Genomic DNA, 19,934 nt, shown 5'->3' on the forward strand with positions numbered 1-19,934 from the left:
CTCTGGGCTCGCTCAAATCAGGGTTTGAACCACCCTTGAGCGGAATGATCGTCACGACGACATTCGAGCGGGGGTGGGCCGATGAAGAGCATCATCACAGCACGAATGAAGACCGCCGCACTGGCTGGCACGACCACCGCGCTACTCCTTGCAGGGGCAGCCAACGTGAGCTCGGACGGGGCGACGGACGACACCGACAACGGCAGGCAACGTGAGCTATCGCTGGCGGACGAGGCCGCCGCGAATCTCTCCGATACCAGCTCAGAGGGGGTGCGCATCCTACAAGGCAAGGGGCGAGCGTCGAAGCGCGTCGCCGCCAGCACGACGAAGGCGCTGGCGACCGGCCAACGCCTGATCGTGGAGGCCGTGTGCCTGGGCGCGGGCAGCGTCACGATCACCACATCGGCGGGCGGCCCGCCAAGGCCCCGGCAGGTGCGCTGCACGGAAAGCGGAACCAGCAGAGCCAAGGCATCACGCTTCACGCTGACCACACAGAAAACCGGCCCGGTACGAGTGGCAGTACAGCCGTCCGGGAAAACCAGAGGCGGCCTCGCGTTCCGCGTCCACACCCAGACCTGATCCCGTCGCCCGCCTCGTACGCCGCGAGACCACCACATCACCGAGCGGGCCGCACCACGGGCAGGCCGCAGCGACACCGCGCACGGCAGGCGCGGCGGCCCCACCCCATGGTTCTCCGGAGAAGTCTGCACGCCGTGCCCGCCGTGGGGGCCGGGCCCTTCCGACGGGACGGGGCTCCCTGCCCGGCAGGGCCGGGTTCGCCCTCTGGCGGAGTCGGGCCGCCCTGAACGTCGCAAGTCGAGAGTGCCGCACGAGAGTTGGGCCCGGGCGACGGCGGGGGAGGCGGCCCGTCGGAGGGGGCACTCGCCGGTGGGGCACGGCCCGGGAGGGAACGCGAATCGACGCGGATGAGCGATATCCGGGGGGCGGTGTCCGGTTTCCGCCTTGACCCCGGGGGAGCAAACACCGAGCATCATGCACGCGTCAACTGCTCCCCCGCTCAGTGTGGCGCGCTCTCGGCCTCATCATGCGAGCGCCGCCCAGTGAACTGTTCGTTCCGTCCTATCCGTTCGGATTTCGGAAACCTGGAGCCTCGTATGTCATCGCACCCCACGCGACGTACCGTCTCTTCGCCCCGGAGGGCCTGGCTTCGCCGAGCCGGCACGGCGACCGCCGCAGCCGGAGCCATCGCCGGGCTGGTCGTCGCCTCGCCCACAGCCACGGCGTCGCCGTCGGCACCCGCGCCCGCCGAGGCCAGAACGGTGAGCCAGTCCACCTCGTCCGCGCTCGCGGCGCCCGACATCTCGCTCACCAACGTCAAGGGACACCTGAACCAGCTCCAGTCGATCGCCTCCAGGAACGGTGGGAACCGTGCCCACGGTCGCCCCGGCTACCGGGCCTCGATCGACTACATCAAGGCCAAGCTGGACGCGGCCGGCTACACCACGTCCATCCAGCAGTTCACCGCCAGCGGCGCCACCGGGTACAACCTGATCGCCGACTGGCCCGGCGGTGACCCGCAGAACGTCGTGATGGCCGGTGCCCACCTGGACTCCGTGTCCGCCGGGCCGGGTATCAACGACAACGGTTCGGGCTCCGCCGCCATTCTGGAGACGGCACTCGCCGTATCCCGCGAGGGGCTCAAGCCCACCCAGCACCTTCGCTTCGCCTGGTGGGGCGCCGAAGAGCTGGGCATCCTCGGTTCGCGGCACTACGTGAACACGCTGCCCAGCACGGAGCGATCGAAGATCGACGCCTACCTCAACTTCGACATGGTCGGCTCTCCCAACCCGGGCTACTTCGTGTACGACGATGACCGGCGGCTGGAAGCGGTGTTCAAGGACTGGTTCGCGGCCAAGGGCGTGTCCACCGAGATCGAGACGGAGGGCGACGGCCGGTCCGACCACGCCTCGTTCCAGCGCGTCGGCATACCCGTCGGCGGCCTGTTCACCGGCGCGGGGCGCACCAAGACCGCAGCGCAGGCCCAGAAGTGGGGCGGCACGGCGGGCCAGGCGTTCGACCGCTGCTACCACCGGTCATGCGACACGACCGCCAACATCAACGACACCGCGCTCGACCGGAACAGTGACGCCATAGCCCACGCGATATGGACGCTCGGAGCGCCGAGCTAGTACCGCCGCACCCGCCGCTCCGGCCTCGGACCCGCTGTCCCGGGCTCGCTGGCCCGGACCCGCTGTCCCGGACCTGGCCCCAGCAGGCAGCCAGCCTGCTGGTGGCCGGACCCGGGTGGTGGCTGGGCAGCGAGCCGATGGACGGTTCCGGAGGTCTCGTCAGGGCTGCGGCCGGGGCGGGCCGCCGGGTTGGTGGGCGGTGGAGCCCGGACCGGTGGTGGGCCAGTCTGCGGGGAGGGTGTAGTGCCAGCCCTCGCGCCATCCGAAGGCGGCGTCGACCAGGTCCTCGATCGCGGCTCCGGTCAGCAGGCAGTCGAGCGCCCACTTGTTAGCCGAGTGGGCGATCAGGAGCACGCGCTGGCCGTTCCATCCGGCGGCCAGGTCGTGCAGGAAGTCGCTGGTGGCCTGGATGACCTGACGGTAGCTCTGGCCGCCGGGGTACGGGTCGTCGATGTGCCGCGCGCGCTCGCCCGCCAGGACGGCGACCGGGCAGCCGTTGAGCTGACCGTAGTCACACTCGCGCAGGCGTGGGTCCTGGTGGATGGGGATCGCGGTGCCGGCGAAGGCGATCCGTGCCGTCTCGACGGCACGGTGCAGATCGGAGGTGAACACGGCGGCCAGACCGGTGTCCCGGCGCCGGGCGCCGAGTTCGGCGGCGAGGAGTCGGCCCCGTTCGGAGAGCTTGCCCGGCAGCCAGCCGGTCGCGATGCCGTTCTCGTTGTCCTCGGACAGCGAATGGGTCTCGTAGACGATGTCGACTGCCATTCCGGCTCCATGAGGTGTCGTGCGGCCGAGGCCGTGCGGCGGTCGGGCGGCGGGACGACCATGCCCCGCGGGTGCTTCGCTGTCGATGGGGATCACCTCGACCGTGAGCCGTGCGCGGCTCGGCGGTGAGCATGCGGCTCGGCCAGCGGGCAGCAGGCTGCGGCCGGGTCGGGCTGAGCTGGCCAAGCACGGCCGGACGAGTTGCCGCAGTCTGCGTCCCCCACCCCCGAAAGAGGTGTGCCGGCGAACTCGAACCCGAGCTGCCACCGAGCCTCCTGGCGCTGGACCGGGTCATCGCCTCTACTCAACCGCACCCGCCCCAGCACGGGCGACCCGAATCCGGCGAACCTTCACGGCCACGGCACGAACGGAGGGGCCAGGAGCTGGCGCGCGGACCGAGCTGAGGAAGGGGCTGGCCCGCCGGCGCCCCTCCGGCACCGAACCCCGGCCGTCAGGATCTCCGGGCGCCGGCACCCGAACGGCCGGCCCACCGCCCCCGCCCACCCTCGCTCAGGCGCTCGGACGCGGAGGCCCCGCCTACGGGCGCCGAGCCCCGGATCCCGGGCACGGAGGCCAGGGCCTCGGGCGCGGGGCCCAGCCCCCGGGCTCGGGGCCGAGGCCCCGGGCGCGGAAGAGCAGGACGGCGGACGGCGCGGGGGTCAGGCCGTGATGTCCCGTGCGGTGAAGCGGGCCCAGGCGGCGGAACCGAAGACGGCCAGGTAGAGGCCCTGGAGGCCGAGGTTCTTGACGATCTCGTCCCAGTAGATCGGATCGCGGAGGAGGTCGGCGAAGCTCAGCCAGTAGTGCGAGAAGAGGTAGGGGTGGATCACGTGCAACTGCGGGATGCTGTCCAGGATCTGCACCGTGATGAGCAGCCCGACCGTGGCCGCCATCGCCGCGATGCCGCTGTTGGTGAGGGTCGAGATGAACAGGCCGAGGGCGGCCATGCCGACCAGCGACAGCGCGACCACTCCGCCGACCGCCGCGGCCCGCACCATCGCTTCGGCGAAGGAGATGCGCGTCCCGGAGATCAGCGTGACGTCTCCGAGGGGGAAGAGGACCGCTCCCACGCCCAGTGCGACCAGCGCCACCGTCAACGTGGCGACCAGGCAGAAGGCCAGCGTGGTCGCGTACTTGGCCAGCAGGAGGCGGGTCCGCCCGGCGGGGGCCACGAGGAGGTAGCGCAGCGTCCCCGCGCTCGCCTCGCCGGCGATGGAGTCGCCGGCGATCACGCCGATGGCCATCGGGAGGAAGACGGGAAGCGTCGCGGCGAGGGAGGCGAAGACCAGGAAGATGCCGTTGTTGGTGACCTGGGTGAGGAAGGCCGGGCCGTCACCGTTGCTGCCGCCGCCGTCTCCGACGGTGCCGCCGTCGCTGGTCTCGATCTTCACGGCGATGCCGACCAGGATCGGCACCGCGGCCAGTACGGCGAGCAGGGCCAGCGTGCGCCACCGACGGAAGGTGATGCCCAGTTCACTGCGGAACAGGGCCAGTGACCACAGCGCGCTCGGGTGCCGTGGCAGGGCCGCGGCGCCGCCGCCCCGGGGTACGACGGCGAGCCCGTCCTCGTCCCGGTCGCCGCGCCGGGTCACGCGCGGCGATGGGTCCGCCTGCCGCCGTTCGGCGTCCCGAGCCGGTTGAGCTGCCGCGACCCGTACGGCCTCCCGGGGGCGCTCGGTCGCCGTACCCTTCGCCGGCCGCTCGTCCCCGGCCGCGCTCCCGACCTCGGACGCATCCCCGATCTCGGACGCACCCCCGACCTCGGCCGCGCCCCCGGCCTCGCCGGCCCCGACGGAGCCCACGGTGTCGGTGGCTTGCCCGGCTCCACCGGCATCGACGGGCCCGGCGGGGCCCGTAACCCGCTCGCCGGCTCCGGGCCCTCCGGCCCGCTCGGCCGCCCCGGCCTCCGCGGCACGCTCCGGCCCTTCGGCCGGCTCGGCCCCTTCGGGCTGCTGAGCCCGCTCAGCCTTGCCCGCCCGCTCAGCCCGCGACATCGAAACCCTCCCCGGTCAGTGCGACGAACGCGTCCTCAAGCGAGGCCCGTTCCGTGCCGAAGCCTCGTACCCGTACGTCGGCCCGGACGAGGGCGGCGTTCAGGTCGGCGAGGTCGGTGGGCGTGCCGTCCCCGAGTTGGGTGGCCGGCGGCTCGCCGGTGATCCGGTCTCCCGTGACCGCGAGGTCCGTCACGCCGTGCTCCTTGAGGATGCGGACCGCGTCCGCCGTGTCGGGTGTGGTGACGGCGAGTCGGCCGCGCGTTCCGGCCGCGAGTTCGGCGACCGTGCCCTGCGTGATCAGGCGGCCCTGCGCCATCACGGCCGCGTGCGAACACACCTGCTCGATCTCGTCGAGGAGGTGGAGGAGAGGAAGACGGTGATGCCGTCGTCGGCCAGTTCACGTACCAGGGTGCGGATCTCGCGCATGCCCTGCGGGTCGAGTCCGTTGGTCGGCTCGTCCAGGATGAGCAGTTCGCGCGGCTGAAGCAGCGCGGCGGCCAGGCCGAGGCGCTGCTTCATGCCGAGCGAGTACGCGCGGGCCTTCTTGCCCGACGCCGCCGTGAGGCCCACCCGGTCCAGGGCCGCGCCGACCCGGGCGGTGCGGGTGCGCGGGTCGGCGGTCGGGTCGGCGGCGTCGTAGCGCACGAGGTTGTCGCGGCCGGAGAGGAACCCGTACAGCGCGGGGCCCTCGATCAGCGCGCCGACCTTGGGCAGCACCTGACGGGCGGCGCGCGGCATGGGTGAGCCGAGCAGTCGGGCGCCGCCCGACGTCGGCTCGATCAGGCCCATCAGCATCCGGATGGTGGTCGTCTTCCCCGAGCCGTTGGGCCCGAGGAAGCCGAAGACGCTACCGCGCGGTACGAGCAGGTCGAGCCCGTCCACGGCGAGCTGCCCACCCCGGTACCGCTTCGTGAGCCCGCGCGTCTCCACCGCGGGCGTCGATCCGGCGGACGGCTCGTCCACAGGCTCCCCCTTCGTCATCCGGTTCTCACTCGGTCGTTCTCTCGGCCCACGGCCTCGTCCGCGCCGCCCACGCTCCCGGCAGCCCGGAGCGGCCACGCCTCGGACCCGTCGCGCCCCGGACCGGTCGCGCCCGGGCCGCATCACCGCGAACCACACCCGGCACAGGTGCGCTCACGCGACACAGACCGACCCGAAGGCGACCCGAGCCCAACCCACGTTGGCCTCGACCCACGTCCGGACGGCACGAAACCGATCCAACACGAAACCAGTCCGTACGGAAACGAACCAGCACCGGCCGGCGCTCCCACCCGCACCAACCCCGCGGCGCGCGTGCGCCGACCCTGCGGCGCCGTTCCCGTGGCGTACGCGGCCACCACCACGCATGCCCGCCATACGTCGGCTCACCCTGCCCGCCCGACGCACACCACCCGAGCATGCACCGCGAGCCCGCCCCGTACCGCACGACGACACACGCGTCACGCCACAACTCACCGCTGCCGCGTGCCCGCCCCCTCAGCGCACCGCACCCGCGCGCCACGGGCCACACACCGCGCCTCGTACGCAACGCACACCACACGCCTCACGCCGCACGCCACGCGCGACACACCGCCCCGCACCCGTCACACGCGGCACAGCACAACCGGCCCACCGCGTGCTTACGCAGCCAGCTTCCCGCCTCGCTCCGGCCCGCCCGGGCTCCGGCCCTGGACCGGGACCCCGTTCGACCGCCCCCGAACCAGCCGCCTCCGAACCAACCGGCGCGGGTCCCGGTGGCGCTCAGGGGCTGGGGTGCGGGCAACGGGGCGCTGGGTGTGGCAAGGCCGTCCGGTGGTGCGTGCCCCTGGGGGCGTACGCACCACCGGACGGCCGGCGCCGATCACCGTGCGGCCGGGCTCGGCCGCCGACGACCGCCGTGGGCCTGCCCGGCGAGGCCGGGGGCCGGGCGGTCGCGGCGACCGGTGGGCCGCGTCGGCGGCTACTTGCCCGCGTTGGCGGCGTCGATCAGCGTGTCCTTGCCGACCGCGCCGACGTACACGGTGCCGTCGTCCGTCAGCAGGGCGTTGACCAGGCGGGTGCTGAACACCGTGCCCGAGCCGAAGTCGCCCTTGACCTTGTCGCCGAGCTTGTCGAGGAACTGCGAGGCCGCCGCGGACTCGGCGCCCTCGCCGTGCTGCTCGGTGGGCAGGCCGCCGGGCAGCTTGAGCTTGGCGACCGTGCCCCAACCCTCACCGATCACGTTCAGGCCGGACAGGTCGTCGGCGCCCAGTTCCTCACGCTGGCCGAGCTTGTCGGCCTTGCGGTCGAGGTCCTTCTGCTCGGTGACCTTGGCGCCCTCGGGGGGCGTGAACTCGAAGGTGCTGGCCTTCGGCTTGCCGAAGCTGACCTTGGTGAACCCCACGTCGACGACGGCCTTGCCGCCGCTCTTCGGGGCGAGCGTGAACTTGAGCGGGACACCGTTGTCCGCGTCCACGGCGATCCGGATGGAGCCGACCGTGGTGTCACCCTTCGGGGTCAGCTTGAGCTGGTACGCGTCGCGACCGGCGATCTTCGCCGTGCCGTCCGCCGTGACGGACGTGGTCTTGTCCGCCCCGGCCAGGACCTGCTTGGCCAGCTCCTGCGGAGTGGCGTCGGTCAGGTCCTTCGGCAGCCGCTCCTCGTGCTTGCCCTTGCCGTGGGAACGCTCCTGCTGGGGAGCGGTGGCGTGGTAGACCGAGTTGCTGCCGCTGTCGTACGCCCAGACCTGGTCACCGTTGCGGATCAGGCTGTACTCGGCGGCGTCCTCGATGATCGAGACGCGCTGCTTCTCCGGGCCGTCCGCCGCGATGCGCAGGGTGTGCGAGCCCGCCGCCAGCTCGGTGAGCTTGGACAGCGGCGCCGCGGACGCCTCGTCGCCGTCCTCGCCACCGTGCTGGCCGCCGCCCATTCCGCCCAGCGACGAGCCGGCCGAGAGGCCGGGAATGCCCAGGTCAGTGCTGATCTTCACCGAGCCGGACAGCTGTTGCGTGTCCGACGCGGCGATCTTGGCTATCAGTTCCTCTGCCGTGATCTTCGGCAGGTCGGGGTCGCCGCCGGAGTTGGCAAGCGCCGGGACCAGCCCGATCGTCGCCGCCGCCACCCCCGCCACCGCGACCGGGACGGCGTACCGCGCGGCTTTGTGCCGTCGCGCGGGACGCTCCTCGTCCCACTCGTCCGTGGCCTCTGTCGATCGGGTACGTGCCATGTGTGCTCTACCTCCGTCGTCGCCCGGCGGTTAATCAACGTCGCACTCGTCCACCCTCGGGCTTCATTGTCACCCGATCCGCCGTGCGGTGGCTTCTCCATCCCATCAAAAGGACCGCCACCTGGCGTCCCCCCGCAGGAGCAACTCCCCGTACCCCTGCGGGATGACACGTCTCAGACGAAAGACCAGGGTTCTCGGGGCAAGACCAGGGCCCGCACGGGAACTCGGGCCGCCACCTGGCCCGTCACCCGTCGGCCACGACGGGTACGGGTGGGTACGGGCCCGGCGGGGCTTCGGGCGGGGAAGAGGGGCTGGGAGAAGAAAACTATGGGGGCGGAGGCTCAGCCCGCCCGGTGGACCACCGCGTCGCACAGGCCCTCGAGCGCCGAGCGTGCCGCGCCCTTCGGCAGCGGGGCGAGCATGGCGCGCGCCTCGGCCGCGTACCGCAGCGTGTCGCGTCGTGCCTGCTCAAGGGCGGGGTGGGCGCGCAGCCTGAGCAGCACCTCGGCGTGCCGGGCGTCGTCCGTCAGGTCGCCCTCAAGGAGCTCGCACAGCTCGCGGTCGGCCGCCGACCCACTCGCCTGGGCCTGGGCTCGCAGGTGGAGCACCGGCAGGGTGGCGATGCCCTCGCGCAGGTCCGTGCCGGGGGTCTTGCCCGACTCGTGCGAGTCGCTCGCGATGTCCAGTACGTCGTCGGCGAGCTGGAAGGCGATGCCGAGGCGCTCCCCGTACTGGGTCAGCACGCTGATGACGCTCTCGTCCGCGCCCGCCATCATCGCGCCGAGCCGGCCCGAGACGGCGACCAGTGAGCCGGTCTTGCCGGCGAGGACGTCGAGGTAGTGCTCGACCGGGTCGCGGCCGTCGCGCGGCCCCGCGGTCTCCAGGATCTGGCCGGTGACCAGGCGTTCGAACGCCTCGGCCTGGATGCGGACCGCTTCCGGTCCGAGGTCGGCCAGTATGTGCGAGGCGCGGGCGAAGAGGAAGTCGCCGGTCAGGACGGCCAGGGAGTTGCCCCAGCGGTTGTTGGCGCTGGGGACGCCGCGCCGCACGTCGGCCTCGTCCATCACGTCGTCGTGGTACAGCGTCGCCAGGTGGGTCAGCTCGACGACCACGGCCGACGGCACCACACCCGGCGCGTGCGGGTCCCCGAACTGCGCGGCCAACAGAACCAGGAGCGGCCTGAAACGCTTGCCGCCGGCGCGTACCAGATGCTGGGCCGCCTCGGTGATGAACGGGACGTCGCTCTTGGTGGCCTCCAGCAGGCCCTCCTCGACGGCCGCCAACCCGGCAAGGGCGTCGGCTTCCAGAGTCTGGTCCCGCACGGTCAGCCCAAGGGGCCCGACGACGGTCACGAGAGGTACTCCTGTCTGCCTACGATCGCGTGGAATGTCGATGTGTCGCTGTCTCCACCACAAGGAAGCGTATCCGGTCGGGTATCGATCACCGTGAGCGCCTTCCCGGCCGCCGCTCCCCCCGAAGCGCTCGCCTCTTCGGGGTCGCCGCCGCCGTCGGTCACCGCGCGTGCACGCGTCTGCCCTGGTCGGCGTGCGGACGCCCACGCCAAGGCCAGGTTGCCGGCAGGTGACGCCCGGCCCACGGCCCCCACCAACGCGGACGCCCCCGCCCCCTGACGGGCCCCGCGAGCGACCTCCGCGCCGGCCCTCCGCAGCCCCGCCCGCCCCTCGGCCGGGTCCCGGCCGGGCCCGGCCCACCGCGCCCCGTACGTCCCGCACGCCCCATACCTCCTGCACACTCCGCTCACCCCGTACACCCCCGGCACCCCGCGCCCCCGCGAACGCCGGCCCGAGTACCCCGCCCCTCCCCCACATCACCGGACACATCACCGGACCGAGGGACACCGCGGCCACGCCCGCTCCCACGTGGCGCGGGCACCCGGCGGGAGCCGGACACTCGGCGCGGCCGGTCCCGCCGCAACGGCCCCGGGCAAGCCCACCCCAGAGCACCCGCCACCGAACCCACCCCGAACCAGCCGTCACCCCTGAACCAGCCACCACCCCACGACCCGCGAACCACGCCCCACGCACAGCACACCGCACACAGCCCCACCGAACCCCGAGCACCGAGCACAACACCCGGCACCCAGCGGTCAGTGGCCAGCACCCAGCACCCAGCACCCAGCACCCAGCACCCAGCAGGCCGAAAACCACGACCCATGCACCGCATTCCGGGATCGGCGCTCCGGAAATCGGGAGTTCAGCACCGCTATGAGGCACGCGGCGTCCGATATTCGGACACGCTGAGTTATCCACAACCGCCTTCTGGCCCCCCTCAACCCGCCCTTCCAGACGTAGTCTGTGGCCTGCCAGCTTGCAGACGAGGAGAAGGCGAGGCAGCACTCATGCCCCAGCACAGCCCGCTCGACCTGGCCGAGGGTGACCCCTTCGGTCCGCACAACCTGCCGTACGGCGTCTTCACCACCTCGGACGAGCCGCAGCGGCGGCGGGTCGGCGTGCGGTACGGCGCGTACGTGCTGGACGTGCACGCGCTGGCCGAGGCCACCGGTTCCGCCCACGCCGCCGTGCTCTCCGCCGGCACCCTCAACCCGCTGCTCGCTGCGGGCCGCGCCATATGGTCCGCCGTGCGCGCGGAGTTGGTCGACGCGCTCACCGACCCCGCGCGGCGCGCGACCGTCGAGCCGCTGCTGGTCCCGCTGGCCGACGTCGCGCTCCACCTGCCCTTCGACGTGGCCGACTACGTCGACTTCTACGCCAGCGAGCACCACGCCAGCAACGTCGGCCAGATCTTCCGCCCGAACGGCGACGCGCTCACCCCCAACTGGAAGCACCTGCCGATCGGTTACCACGGCCGCGCGGGCACCGTCGTCGTCAGCGGCACCCCGGTGGCCCGGCCCGCCGGCCAGCGCAAGGCGCCCGCCGACGCCGCGCCGACCTTCGGGCCCTCGCAGCGCCTGGACATCGAGGCCGAGTTGGGCTTCGTCGTCGGCACCCCGTCCACGCTGGGCGAACCGGTGCCGCTGGACGCCTTCGCCGACCACGTCTTCGGCGTCACGCTGCTCAACGACTGGTCGGCGCGCGACATCCAGGCGTGGGAGTACGTGCCGCTCGGCCCGTTCCTCGGCAAGTCCTTCGCCACCTCCGTCTCCGCCTGGGTCACGCCGCTGGACGCGCTCGCGCACGCGCGTACGGCGCCGCCGCGGCGGGACGTTCCGCTGCTGCCCTACCTGGACGACTCGGCCGCCACCGAACCGGGCGGCTTCGACATCCGGCTCGAGGTCGCCATCAACGGGCACGTGGTCTCGCGACCGCCGTTCTCCGCCATGTACTGGACGGCGGCGCAGCAACTCGCGCACATGACGGTCAACGGCGCCAGCCTGCGCACCGGCGACCTCTTCGCCTCCGGCACCATCAGCGGCCCCCGCCCCGAGGAGCGCGGCTGCCTGCTCGAACTGACCTGGTCCGGCCGCGACCCGGTGGAGCTGCCCACCGGCAAGCGCACCTTCCTGGAGGACGGCGACGAGGTGACGATCACGGCCTGGGCCCCGGGGCCGGACGGCGTGCGCGTGGGCCTCGGCGAGGTCACCGGCAAGATCACCGGCCGGTAGTCGTACGGGCCCCGGACGGCGCGGCGTCAGGGCCGCCCGCGTGAGCCTCGTACGGGCCCACGCGGGGCCCGTGGCGCGGGGCTCGCGGGCGCCTCGCGGCGGGCGGGCCCGGGTGTGCCGGGGCGCCGTGCCGCGGGGGTGTCGGGGCGCCGTGCCGCAGGGGCGTGGCGCGGCTCCGCAGCCGCGGACGCCGGCACTCCGCCGGCGGCGAGTCCGGCGTCTGCGGGGGCCGTACGGGCTGCTACGTTGTCAGGCTCCTGACTAAAACAGCGGCCGATCCGGGGGACGGGTCGGCCGGAACGGATGGAGAAGCGCGTGCGCAAGGCAGCCATGATCGCTGGTGCGTCGGCCCTCGCCGCCCTGCTCGTCACGGGGTGTGGCAGTGACGGCGACGGCGGCAAGGACGGCGACAAGGCGAAGCAGACGCCCTCGGGCGCCGAGCAGAAGCCGAGCGACGCCCCCGCCGAGGGCGACGGGAACAGCGCGAAGGTCGAGGGGACGTACCTGTCCAAGAACACCGGCAACGGCCAGCGCATCGTCCTCGGGGTCAAGGACAAGACCGCCTTCCTGGCCGGCCCGCACACCTGCACCGGCACGTACCAGCAGAAGACGCTGATGCTCACGTGTCCCGACGGCAACACCGACCGCACGATGGGCAAGGTCACCACGAACGCCGACGGCAGCCTGACCGTGGACTGGGACGCCCTCTCCGAGGACGACGTCCTCTTCCCGGCCAAGGCCGGCGACGCCATCCCGACCCCGTCCGGGCTCCCCGACATCCCGGACCTCGGCGGTGACCTGGACGACCTCAAGAACACCGGCGGCCTCGGCGGCTGACGCCCCCGCCCCACCCGGATCCGGCCCCGCGACCACCGCCACCGGCCACCGGCACCGGCACCGGCCACCGGCAGCCCCACCAGTCGGCCGCCGGCGGCCGGTCGCCCCGCGCGGACTGTGACGGCGGCCGGTCGCCCGCGCGGACCGCGCACACGCCTCGGGCCCGGCCCCCTCCATGGCGCAGGGGGCCGGGCCCGAGGCGTACGCCCGCGGTCTCGACGCCCGGCGGCGAGGCCGGGGCGCGGACGGACGGGAGGGTCAGCGGACGAAGACGCCGGCGTCGCCCGCCAGTTCCAGGAAGTACTGCGGCGCGATGCCGAGCACCAGCGTCACCGCGACGCCGATCGCGATCGCCGACGAGGTCAGCACGCTCGGCACGGCGACCGTCGGGCCGTCCGCGCGGGGCTCGCTGAAGAACATCAGCACGATGACGCGGATGTAGAAGAACGCCGCGATGGCCGATGACACCACGCCGACCACCACCAGGGCGCCCGCGCCGCCCTCCGCCGCCGCCTTGAAGACCGCGAACTTGCCCGCGAACCCCGAGGTGAGCGGGATGCCGGCGAAGGCCAGCAGGAAGACCGCGAAGACCGCGCCCACCAGCGGGGAACGGCGCCCGAGGCCGGCCCACTTGGACAGGTGGGTGGCCTCGCCGCCCGCGTCCCGCACCAGCGTGACCACCGCGAACGCGCCCAGCGTCACGAAGCTGTACGCCCCCAGGTAGAAGAGGACCGAGGAGACCCCCTCCTCGTTGGTGGCGATGACACCGGCGAGGATGAAGCCCGCGTGGGCGATCGAGGAGTACGCGAGCAGCCGCTTCACGTCGGTCTGGGTGACCGCGACGATCGCACCGGCCAGCATGGTGACGATCGCGACGCCCCACATCACCGGGCGCCAGTCCCAACGCAGCCCCGGCAGCACCACGTACAGCAGGCGCAGCAGCGCGCCGAACGCCGCGACCTTGGTGGCCGCCGCCATGAAGCCGGTGACCGGGGTCGGCGCGCCCTGGTAGACGTCGGGGGTCCACATGTGGAACGGCACCGCGCCGACCTTGAACAGCAGGCCCATCAGCACCATGGCGCCGCCGATCAGCAACAGCGCGTCGTTGCCCATCGTCTGCGCGAGGGCCGGGGTGATGTCGGCGACCTCGCCGTCCACCACGTCGGCGATCCGGCCGTAGGTGACCGAGCCGGCGTAGCCGTACAGCAGCGCGATGCCGAACAGCAGGAACGCCGAGGAGAACGCGCCGAGGAGGAAGTACTTGACCGCCGCCTCCTGCGACATGAGCCGCTGCCGGCGGGCGAGCGCGCACAGCACGTACAGCGGCAGCGAGAAGACCTCGAGCGCGATGAACAGCGTCAGCAGGTCGTTCGCCGCCGGGAAGACCAGCATGCCGCCGACCGCGAACATCAGCAGCGGGAAGACCTCGGTGGTGGTGAAGCCGGCCTTGGTGGCCTCCTTCTCCGCGTCCCCGCCGGGCACGGCGGCGGCCTGGGCGGCGAAGGAGTCCACCCGGTTGCCGTGCGCCACCGGGTCGAGGCGGCGTTCGGCGAAGGTGAAGACCGCGACCAGCGAGACCAGCAGGATGGTGCCCTGGAGGAAGAGCGCGGGGCCGTCCACCGCGATGGCGCCCTCCGCCGCGATCCGGGCCTTGCTCGTGCCGTAGTCGCCGACGGCCAGGCCGATCACGGCCGCGAAGGCGGCGGCGATGCCGAGCACGCTGGTGAACAACTGGGCCCCGTACCGCGCCTTGCGGGGCAGCAGCGCCTCGATGAGCACGCCCACGATGGCGGCGCCGATGACGATCAGCGTGGGCGCGAGCTGGCCGTACTCGATGTCGGGCGCCTTGAACTTGTCCGGCGACTCGGCCGCCATGGTCCACAGGGTGTGGACCGTTACGGGATCTGCCACGTCGCTCACTTCGCGGCCTCCACATCTTGTACGGGCACGTCAGGCTTGGGGTCCTGCTTGTCGACCACGGACAGCGTGCGGTCGACGGCCGGGTCGATCATCTCGGTGACCGGCTTGGGGTAGACGCCGAGGAAGACCAGGAGCGCGATCAGCGGGACCACCACGGTCAGCTCGCGCGCCCGCAGGTCCGGCATGTTCTCCACGCCCGCCTTCACCGGCCCGGTCATCGTGCGCTGGTAGAGCACCAGCACGTACAGCGCGGCGAGCACGATGCCGACGGTGGCGATGATCCCGATGGCCGGGTACCGGCTGAACGTGCCGACCAGCACCAGGAACTCGCTGATGAACGGCGCCAGGCCGGGCAGCGACAGCGTCGCGAGCCCGCCGATCAGGAACGTGCCCGCGAGCACCGGGGCCACCTTCTGCACGCCGCCGTAGTCGGCGATGAGCCGCGAGCCGCGCCGGCTGATCAGGAACCCGGCGACGAGCATCAGGGCGGCGGTGGAGATGCCGTGGTTGACCATGTACAGCGTCGCGCCGCTCTGGCCCTGGCTGGTCATCGCGAAGATGCCCAGGATGATGAAGCCGAAGTGGGAGATCGACGCGTACGCCACCAGACGCTTGATGTCGCGCTGGCCGACCGCGAGCAACGCCCCGTAGAGGATGCTGATCACGGCGAGCACCAGGATCACCGGCGTGGCCCACTTGCTGGCCTCCGGGAAGAGGTGCAGGCAGTAGCGGAGCATGGCGAAGGTGCCGACCTTGTCGACCACGGCGGTGATCAGCACGGCGACCGGCGCGGTCGACTCACCCATCGCGTTCGGCAGCCAGGTGTGCAGCGGCCACAGCGGCGCCTTCACCGCGAACGCGAAGAAGAAGCCGAGGAACAGCAGCCGTTCGGTGTTGGTCGAGATGGACAGCTCGCCGCTGGCCCGGGCCTCCGCGATCTGTTGCAGCGAGAAGGTGCCGCTGCCCAGGTCGTCGGCGGTCACCGCGTACAACCCGATGACGGCGGCCAGCATGATCAGCCCGCCGGCCAGGTTGTAGAGCAGGAACTTGACCGCCGCGTAGCTGCGCTGGGTCGCGGTCTCCTGCTCGCTCTTCTGGCCCGCCCGGTCCCCGAAGCCGCCGATGAGGAAGTACATCGGGATCAGCATGGCTTCGAAGAAGACGTAGAAGAGGAAGACGTCGGTGGACTCGAAGGAGAGGATCACCATCGCCTCGACCATCAGGATCAGCGCGAAGAAGCCCTGGGTGGGGCGCCACCGGCCGTGCGTGACGGACTGCGCCGCGGCGTCGGGGGCACCGGCCGGCGGGTCGGCGTCGTGCCAGCCGGCGAGCACCACGAACGGGACGAGCAGCGCGGTCAGCCCGACCAGCACCACACCGATGCCGTCCACGCCCAGCTCGTACCGGACGCCGAAGTCCGCGATCCAGGCGTGCGACTCGGTGAGCTGGTACGGGTCCTCGCTGTCGGGGTCGAAGCGGACCAGCGCCGCGGCGGCCAGCACCAGCGTGGCCAGCGAGAACAGCAGGGCCACCCACTTGGCGGCGGTGCGCCGCGCGGCCGGGACGGCCGCGACGGCGACGGCGCCGACGGCGGGCGCCACGGCCGTGGCCGTCAACAGGGGAAATGACATGTCAGACCGCCCTCATCAGCAGGGTCGCGGCGATCAGGACCGCCGTACCGCCGAACATCGAGACCGCGTAACTGCGCGCGTAGCCGTTCTGCAGTCGCCGCAGTCGCCCGGAGAGTCCGCCGACCGAGGCCGCGGTGCCGTTGACGACGCCGTCCACCAGCTTGTGGTCGACGTAGACCAGGCTGCGGGTCAGGTGCTCCCCGCCGCGGACCAGGACGACGTGGTTGAAGTCGTCCTGGAGCAGGTCGCGGCGGGCCGCCCGGGTGAGCAGCGAGCCGTGCGGGGCGACGACCGGAACCGGCTTGCGCCCGTACTGCGCCCAGGCCAGCGCGACGCCGACGACCAGCACCGCGACGGTGGACAGCGTGACGGTGGTCGCGCTCAGCGGCGAGTCGCCGTGGTCGTGCCCGGTGACCGGCTCCAGCCAGTGCACGAACCGGTCGCCGACGCTGAACAGGCCGCCCGCGAACACCGACCCGAAGGCCAGCACGATCATGGGGATGGTCATCGACTTCGGCGACTCGTGCGGGTGCGGCTCGGCGTGCTCGCCGCGGGTCTCGGCGGCGGGCTCGGCGCTGGGCGCCTCGGGCGAGCGGGTCGCCGTCTTGCGCCAACGCTCCTCGCCGAAGAAGGTCAGCAGCATCACGCGGGTCATGTAGTACGCGGTGATGGCCGCGCCGAGCAGCGCCGTACCGCCGAGAATCCAGCCCTCGGTGCCGCCCTTGGCGAACGCCGCCTCGATGATCTTGTCCTTGGAGAAGAAACCGGACAGACCGGGGAAGCCGATGATCGCCAGATAGCCGAGGCCGAAGGTGATGAACGTGATCGGCATGTACTTCCGCAGGCCGCCGTACTTGCGCATGTCCACCTCGTCGTTCATCCCGTGCATCACGGAACCCGCGCCGAGGAAGAGGCCGGCCTTGAAGAAGCCGTGCGTGACCAGGTGCATGATCGCGAAGACGTAGCCGATCGGGCCGAGCCCGGCGGCCAGGATCATGTACCCGATCTGCGACATGGTCGAGCCGGCCAGCGCCTTCTTGATGTCGTCCTTGGCGCAACCGACGATCGCGCCGAAGATCAGCGTGACCGCGCCGACCGTGACGACGGCGGTCTGCGCGTCGGGCGCCGCGTTGAAGATCGCGCCGGAGCGGGTGATGAGGTAGACGCCGGCGGTGACCATCGTCGCGGCGTGGATCAGGGCCGAGACCGGGGTCGGGCCCTCCATCGCGTCGCCCAGCCAGGACTGGAGCGGCACCTGCGCCGACTTGCCGCACGCGGCGAGCAGCAGCATCAGCCCGATCGCGGTGAGCTTGCCCTCGCCGGTCTCCCCGGTCGCCTCCAGGACGGGCCCGAAGGTGAAGGTGCCGAAGGTGGTGAACATCAGCATGATCGCGATGGACAGGCCGACGTCGCCGACCCGGTTGACCAGGAACGCCTTCTTGGCCGCCGTCGCCGCGCTCGGCTTGTGCTGCCAGAAGCCGATCAGCAGGTACGAGGCGAGGCCGACGCCCTCCCAACCCACGTACAACAGCAGGTAGTTGTCGGCGATGACCAGCAGCAGCATCGCCGCGAGGAAGAGGTTGAGGTAGCCGAAGAAGCGCCGGCGCCGGTCGTCGTGCTCCATGTAGCCGACCGAGTAGATGTGGATCAGCGTGCCCACGCCCGTGATCAGCAGCACGAAGGTCATCGACAACTGGTCGAGCTGGAACGCGACGTCCGCCTGGAAGCCGCTGACCGGGATCCAACTGAACAGGTGCTGGTGCATGGCCCGGTGGTGCTCGTCCTCGCCCAGCATGTCGACGAAGAGCAGCACGCCGATCACGAACGAGGCCGCCGCGAGCAACGTGCCGAGCCAGTGCCCGAGGCGGTCGAGCCGCTTGCCGCCGCACAGCAGCACGGCCGCGCCCAGCAGCGGCGCCGCGACAAGCCATCCGATGAGGTTTTCCACTGTCGCTACCCCTTACAGCTTCATCAGGCTGGCGTCGTCGACCGAGGCCGAGTGGCGGGAGCGGAAGATCATCACGATGATCGCGAGGCCGATCACGACCTCGGCCGCGGCGACGACCATCGTGAAGAAGGCCATGATCTGTCCGTCGAGGTTGCCGTGCATCCGGGAGAAGCTGACGAACGCCAGGTTGCAGGCGTTCAGCATCAGTTCGATGCACATGAACACGACGATCGCGTTCCGCCGGAGCAGCACCCCCGCCGCGCCGATGGTGAACAACAGGGCGGCCAGGTAGAGGTAGTTGATCGGGTTCACTTGACCTCCTCCTCGGCCCGGGCCTCGCCCGCGCCCCCGGGGTGGGTTCCGTTACGGGCGGACGGGGTGCGCTGGCCGGTCGGCCCGCCCTCGGCGTCGCCGCCGCGCTCCAGCCACTCCTCGGAGCGCTGTTCGAGGGCGGCGAGTTCGGCCAGCGAGGCCCCGGAAACGTCCCGGATCTGGCCTCGGCCGCGCAGCGTCGCGTTGACGGTCTTCTCGGAGATCGAGCCGTCGGGCAGCAGCCCGGGGATGTCCACCGCGTTGTGCCGGGCGTAGACGCCGGGCGCGGGCAGCGGCGTGATCTGCTTCCCCTCGCGGACGCGGAGCAGCGCCCGCTCCTGCTGGGTCTTGGCGCGCTCGGTGCGCTCCCGGTGGGTGAGGACCATCGCGCCGACGGCGGCGGTGATCAGCAGCGCGCCGGTGATCTCGAAGGCGAAGACGTACTTGGTGAAGATCAGCTCCGCCAGGCCCTCGACGTTGCCACCGGCGTTCGCCTTGGCCAGGCCCTCCGAGTGCTTGAGGGACGCGTTGCCGATGCCGGCGATCAGGAGGATGCCGAAGCCGAGGCCGCAGCCGGCGGCCAGCCAGCGCTGGCCCTTGATCGTCTCGGTGAGGGAGTCGGCCGCGGTGACACCGACCAGCATCACGACGAACAGGAAGAGCATCATGATCGCGCCGGTGTAGACGACGATCTGCACGACACCCAGGAAGTACGCGCCGTTGGCGAGGTAGAACACCGCCAGGATGATCATGGTGCCGGCGAGCGAGAGGGCGGAGTGCACCGCCTTCCTCATCAGGATGGTGGCCAGCGCGCCGATCACGGCGACGGTGCCCAACACCCAGAACTGCACGGCCTCGCCGGTCGAGGTGGTGGAGGCCGCGGCGGCCAGTGTGCTCACGCCGTGACCCCCTTACCCTGCGCGCTGGTCCCGCTGCGTGCCGCCGCGGCGGCCTCGGGCGCGCTGACCGGGCCGTCCTCGACGGCGTCGGCCGGCTCCGCGCCCGGCGGCTGCTCGCCCTTGCTGACCGCGACCTGCCGGACGGTGCCGGGGGCGGCCTCGGTGACCAGGCCGCGGTAGTAGTCCTGCTCGTCCGTGCCGGGGAAGATCGAGTGCGGCGACTCGACCATGCCCTCCTGCAACCCGGCGAGCAGCTCCTCCTTGGTGTAGATGAGCGACTCGCGGGAGCTGTCGGCCAGTTCGTACTCGTTCGTCATGGTGAGCGCCCGGGTCGGGCACGCCTCGACGCACAGGCCGCACAGGATGCAGCGCAGGTAGTTGATCTGGTAGACGCGGCCGTACCGCTCGCCCGGGGAGTAGCGCTCCTCCTCGGTGTTGTCCGCGCCCTCCACGTAGATCGCGTCGGCCGGGCAGGCCCAGGCGCACAGCTCGCAGCCGATGCACTTCTCCAGCCCGTCCGGATGCCGGTTGAGCTGGTGGCGACCGTGGAACCGGGGCGCCGTGGGCTTCTTCTGCTCCGGGTACTGCTCGGTCAGCCGCTTCTTGAACATGGCCTTGAAGGTCACGCCGAACCCGGCGACCGGATTCTGGAAGTCAGACACGGTCGGCTCCCTTCACTGCCGGGGGTACGGGGGTCGCCCCCCGGGAGAC

At 71.9% G+C, this 19,934-nt stretch carries 13 protein-coding genes and 2 pseudogenes; 4 read left to right on the top strand and 11 right to left on the bottom strand.

Annotation, left to right across the window (positions count from 1 at the left end; genetic code table 11):
- Positions 1–81 precede the first annotated feature (81 nt).
- The gene (locus tag AC3CHW_RS13630; RefSeq protein ID WP_488470606.1) at positions 82–579 is read left to right on the top strand and encodes a hypothetical protein; all 498 of its coding nucleotides are present in this window, start codon (positions 82–84) and stop codon (positions 577–579) included.
- Between the two features lie 536 nt (positions 580–1,115).
- Positions 1,116–2,147: pseudogene (locus AC3CHW_RS13635) on the top strand (M28 family metallopeptidase); the annotation flags it as partial.
- A gap of 162 nt (positions 2,148–2,309) precedes the next feature.
- Here the strand turns inward: AC3CHW_RS13635 and AC3CHW_RS13640 are convergent.
- The 5 genes and pseudogenes from AC3CHW_RS13640 to AC3CHW_RS13660 form a co-directional block, all read right to left on the bottom strand.
- Positions 2,310–2,915, bottom strand: coding sequence for a histidine phosphatase family protein (locus AC3CHW_RS13640; protein ID WP_488470607.1), 606 nt, complete (start codon positions 2,913–2,915; stop codon positions 2,310–2,312).
- 659 nt (positions 2,916–3,574) lie between these two features.
- Positions 3,575–4,438, bottom strand: coding sequence for an ABC transporter permease (locus AC3CHW_RS13645; RefSeq protein WP_488471043.1), 864 nt, complete (start codon positions 4,436–4,438; stop codon positions 3,575–3,577).
- Positions 4,439–4,895: 457 nt separating this feature from the next.
- A pseudogene (locus AC3CHW_RS13650) lies at positions 4,896–5,890 on the bottom strand (ABC transporter ATP-binding protein).
- Positions 5,891–6,848: 958 nt separating this feature from the next.
- A complete protein-coding gene (locus AC3CHW_RS13655; RefSeq protein ID WP_488470608.1) occupies positions 6,849–8,093 on the bottom strand; it encodes a LolA family protein in 1,245 nt (414 codons plus the stop codon).
- 341 nt (positions 8,094–8,434) lie between these two features.
- Positions 8,435–9,445 carry a polyprenyl synthetase family protein gene (locus AC3CHW_RS13660; RefSeq protein ID WP_488470609.1) on the bottom strand — a complete coding sequence of 337 codons (1,011 nt, stop codon included), beginning with the start codon at positions 9,443–9,445 and terminating at the stop codon, positions 8,435–8,437.
- A gap of 1,007 nt (positions 9,446–10,452) precedes the next feature.
- Here AC3CHW_RS13660 and fahA point away from each other — a divergent pair.
- Both fahA and AC3CHW_RS13670 read left to right on the top strand, forming a co-directional pair.
- Positions 10,453–11,676, top strand: coding sequence for a fumarylacetoacetase (gene fahA / locus AC3CHW_RS13665; RefSeq protein ID WP_488470610.1), 1,224 nt, complete (start codon positions 10,453–10,455; stop codon positions 11,674–11,676).
- Positions 11,677–11,991: 315 nt separating this feature from the next.
- Positions 11,992–12,513, top strand: a complete 522-nt coding sequence (locus AC3CHW_RS13670) for a hypothetical protein (RefSeq protein WP_488470611.1) — start codon at positions 11,992–11,994, stop codon at positions 12,511–12,513.
- A 258-nt stretch (positions 12,514–12,771) separates the two neighbouring features.
- On the opposite strand, the gene nuoN is transcribed toward AC3CHW_RS13670, so the two are convergent.
- Genes nuoN through nuoI form a run of 6 tightly spaced genes read right to left on the bottom strand, consistent with a single transcriptional unit; the run spans position 12,772 to position 19,834 of the window.
- Entirely contained in the window at positions 12,772–14,388 is a 1,617-nt protein-coding gene (nuoN, locus tag AC3CHW_RS13675; protein WP_176166323.1) for an NADH-quinone oxidoreductase subunit NuoN, read from the bottom strand.
- 41 nt (positions 14,389–14,429) lie between these two features.
- Positions 14,430–16,064: an NADH-quinone oxidoreductase subunit M gene (locus AC3CHW_RS13680; RefSeq protein WP_488470612.1), complete on the bottom strand. Its 1,635-nt coding sequence runs from the start codon at positions 16,062–16,064 to the stop codon at positions 14,430–14,432.
- A gap of 1 nt (position 16,065) precedes the next feature.
- A complete protein-coding gene (gene nuoL / locus AC3CHW_RS13685) occupies positions 16,066–18,012 on the bottom strand; it encodes an NADH-quinone oxidoreductase subunit L (protein WP_488470613.1) in 1,947 nt (648 codons plus the stop codon).
- Between the two features lie 12 nt (positions 18,013–18,024).
- Entirely contained in the window at positions 18,025–18,324 is a 300-nt protein-coding gene (gene nuoK, locus AC3CHW_RS13690) for an NADH-quinone oxidoreductase subunit NuoK (RefSeq protein WP_187064171.1), read from the bottom strand.
- Positions 18,321–19,223 carry an NADH-quinone oxidoreductase subunit J gene (locus AC3CHW_RS13695; RefSeq protein ID WP_488470614.1) on the bottom strand — a complete coding sequence of 301 codons (903 nt, stop codon included), beginning with the start codon at positions 19,221–19,223 and terminating at the stop codon, positions 18,321–18,323. Before AC3CHW_RS13695 ends, nuoK begins: the two co-directional genes overlap by 4 nt.
- Complete coding sequence (nuoI, locus tag AC3CHW_RS13700; protein ID WP_232544633.1) at positions 19,220–19,834, bottom strand: NADH-quinone oxidoreductase subunit NuoI; 615 nt, start codon at positions 19,832–19,834, stop codon at positions 19,220–19,222. The genes AC3CHW_RS13695 and nuoI overlap by 4 nt, the downstream gene beginning before the upstream one ends.
- Positions 19,835–19,934 lie beyond the last annotated feature (100 nt).

This window comes from Streptomyces sp. MGP-BFMKR1, assembly GCF_057766585.1.

Bases quoted from the DNA above. Each gene is read 5' to 3' on its own strand.
- AC3CHW_RS13680 (WP_488470612.1), bottom strand. From the start codon at position 16,064: ATGTCATTTCCCCTGTTGACGGCCACGGCCGTGGCGCCCGCCGTCGGC.
- nuoN (WP_176166323.1), bottom strand. From the start codon at position 14,388: ATGGCGGCCGAGTCGCCGGACAAGTTCAAGGCGCCCGACATCGAGTAC.
- AC3CHW_RS13640 (WP_488470607.1), bottom strand. From the start codon at position 2,915: ATGGCAGTCGACATCGTCTACGAGACCCATTCGCTGTCCGAGGACAAC.
- AC3CHW_RS13630 (WP_488470606.1), top strand. From the start codon at position 82: ATGAAGAGCATCATCACAGCACGAATGAAGACCGCCGCACTGGCTGGC.
- AC3CHW_RS13655 (WP_488470608.1), bottom strand. From the start codon at position 8,093: ATGGCACGTACCCGATCGACAGAGGCCACGGACGAGTGGGACGAGGAG.
- fahA (WP_488470610.1), top strand. From the start codon at position 10,453: ATGCCCCAGCACAGCCCGCTCGACCTGGCCGAGGGTGACCCCTTCGGT.
- nuoI (WP_232544633.1), bottom strand. From the start codon at position 19,834: ATGTTCAAGAAGCGGCTGACCGAGCAGTACCCGGAGCAGAAGAAGCCC.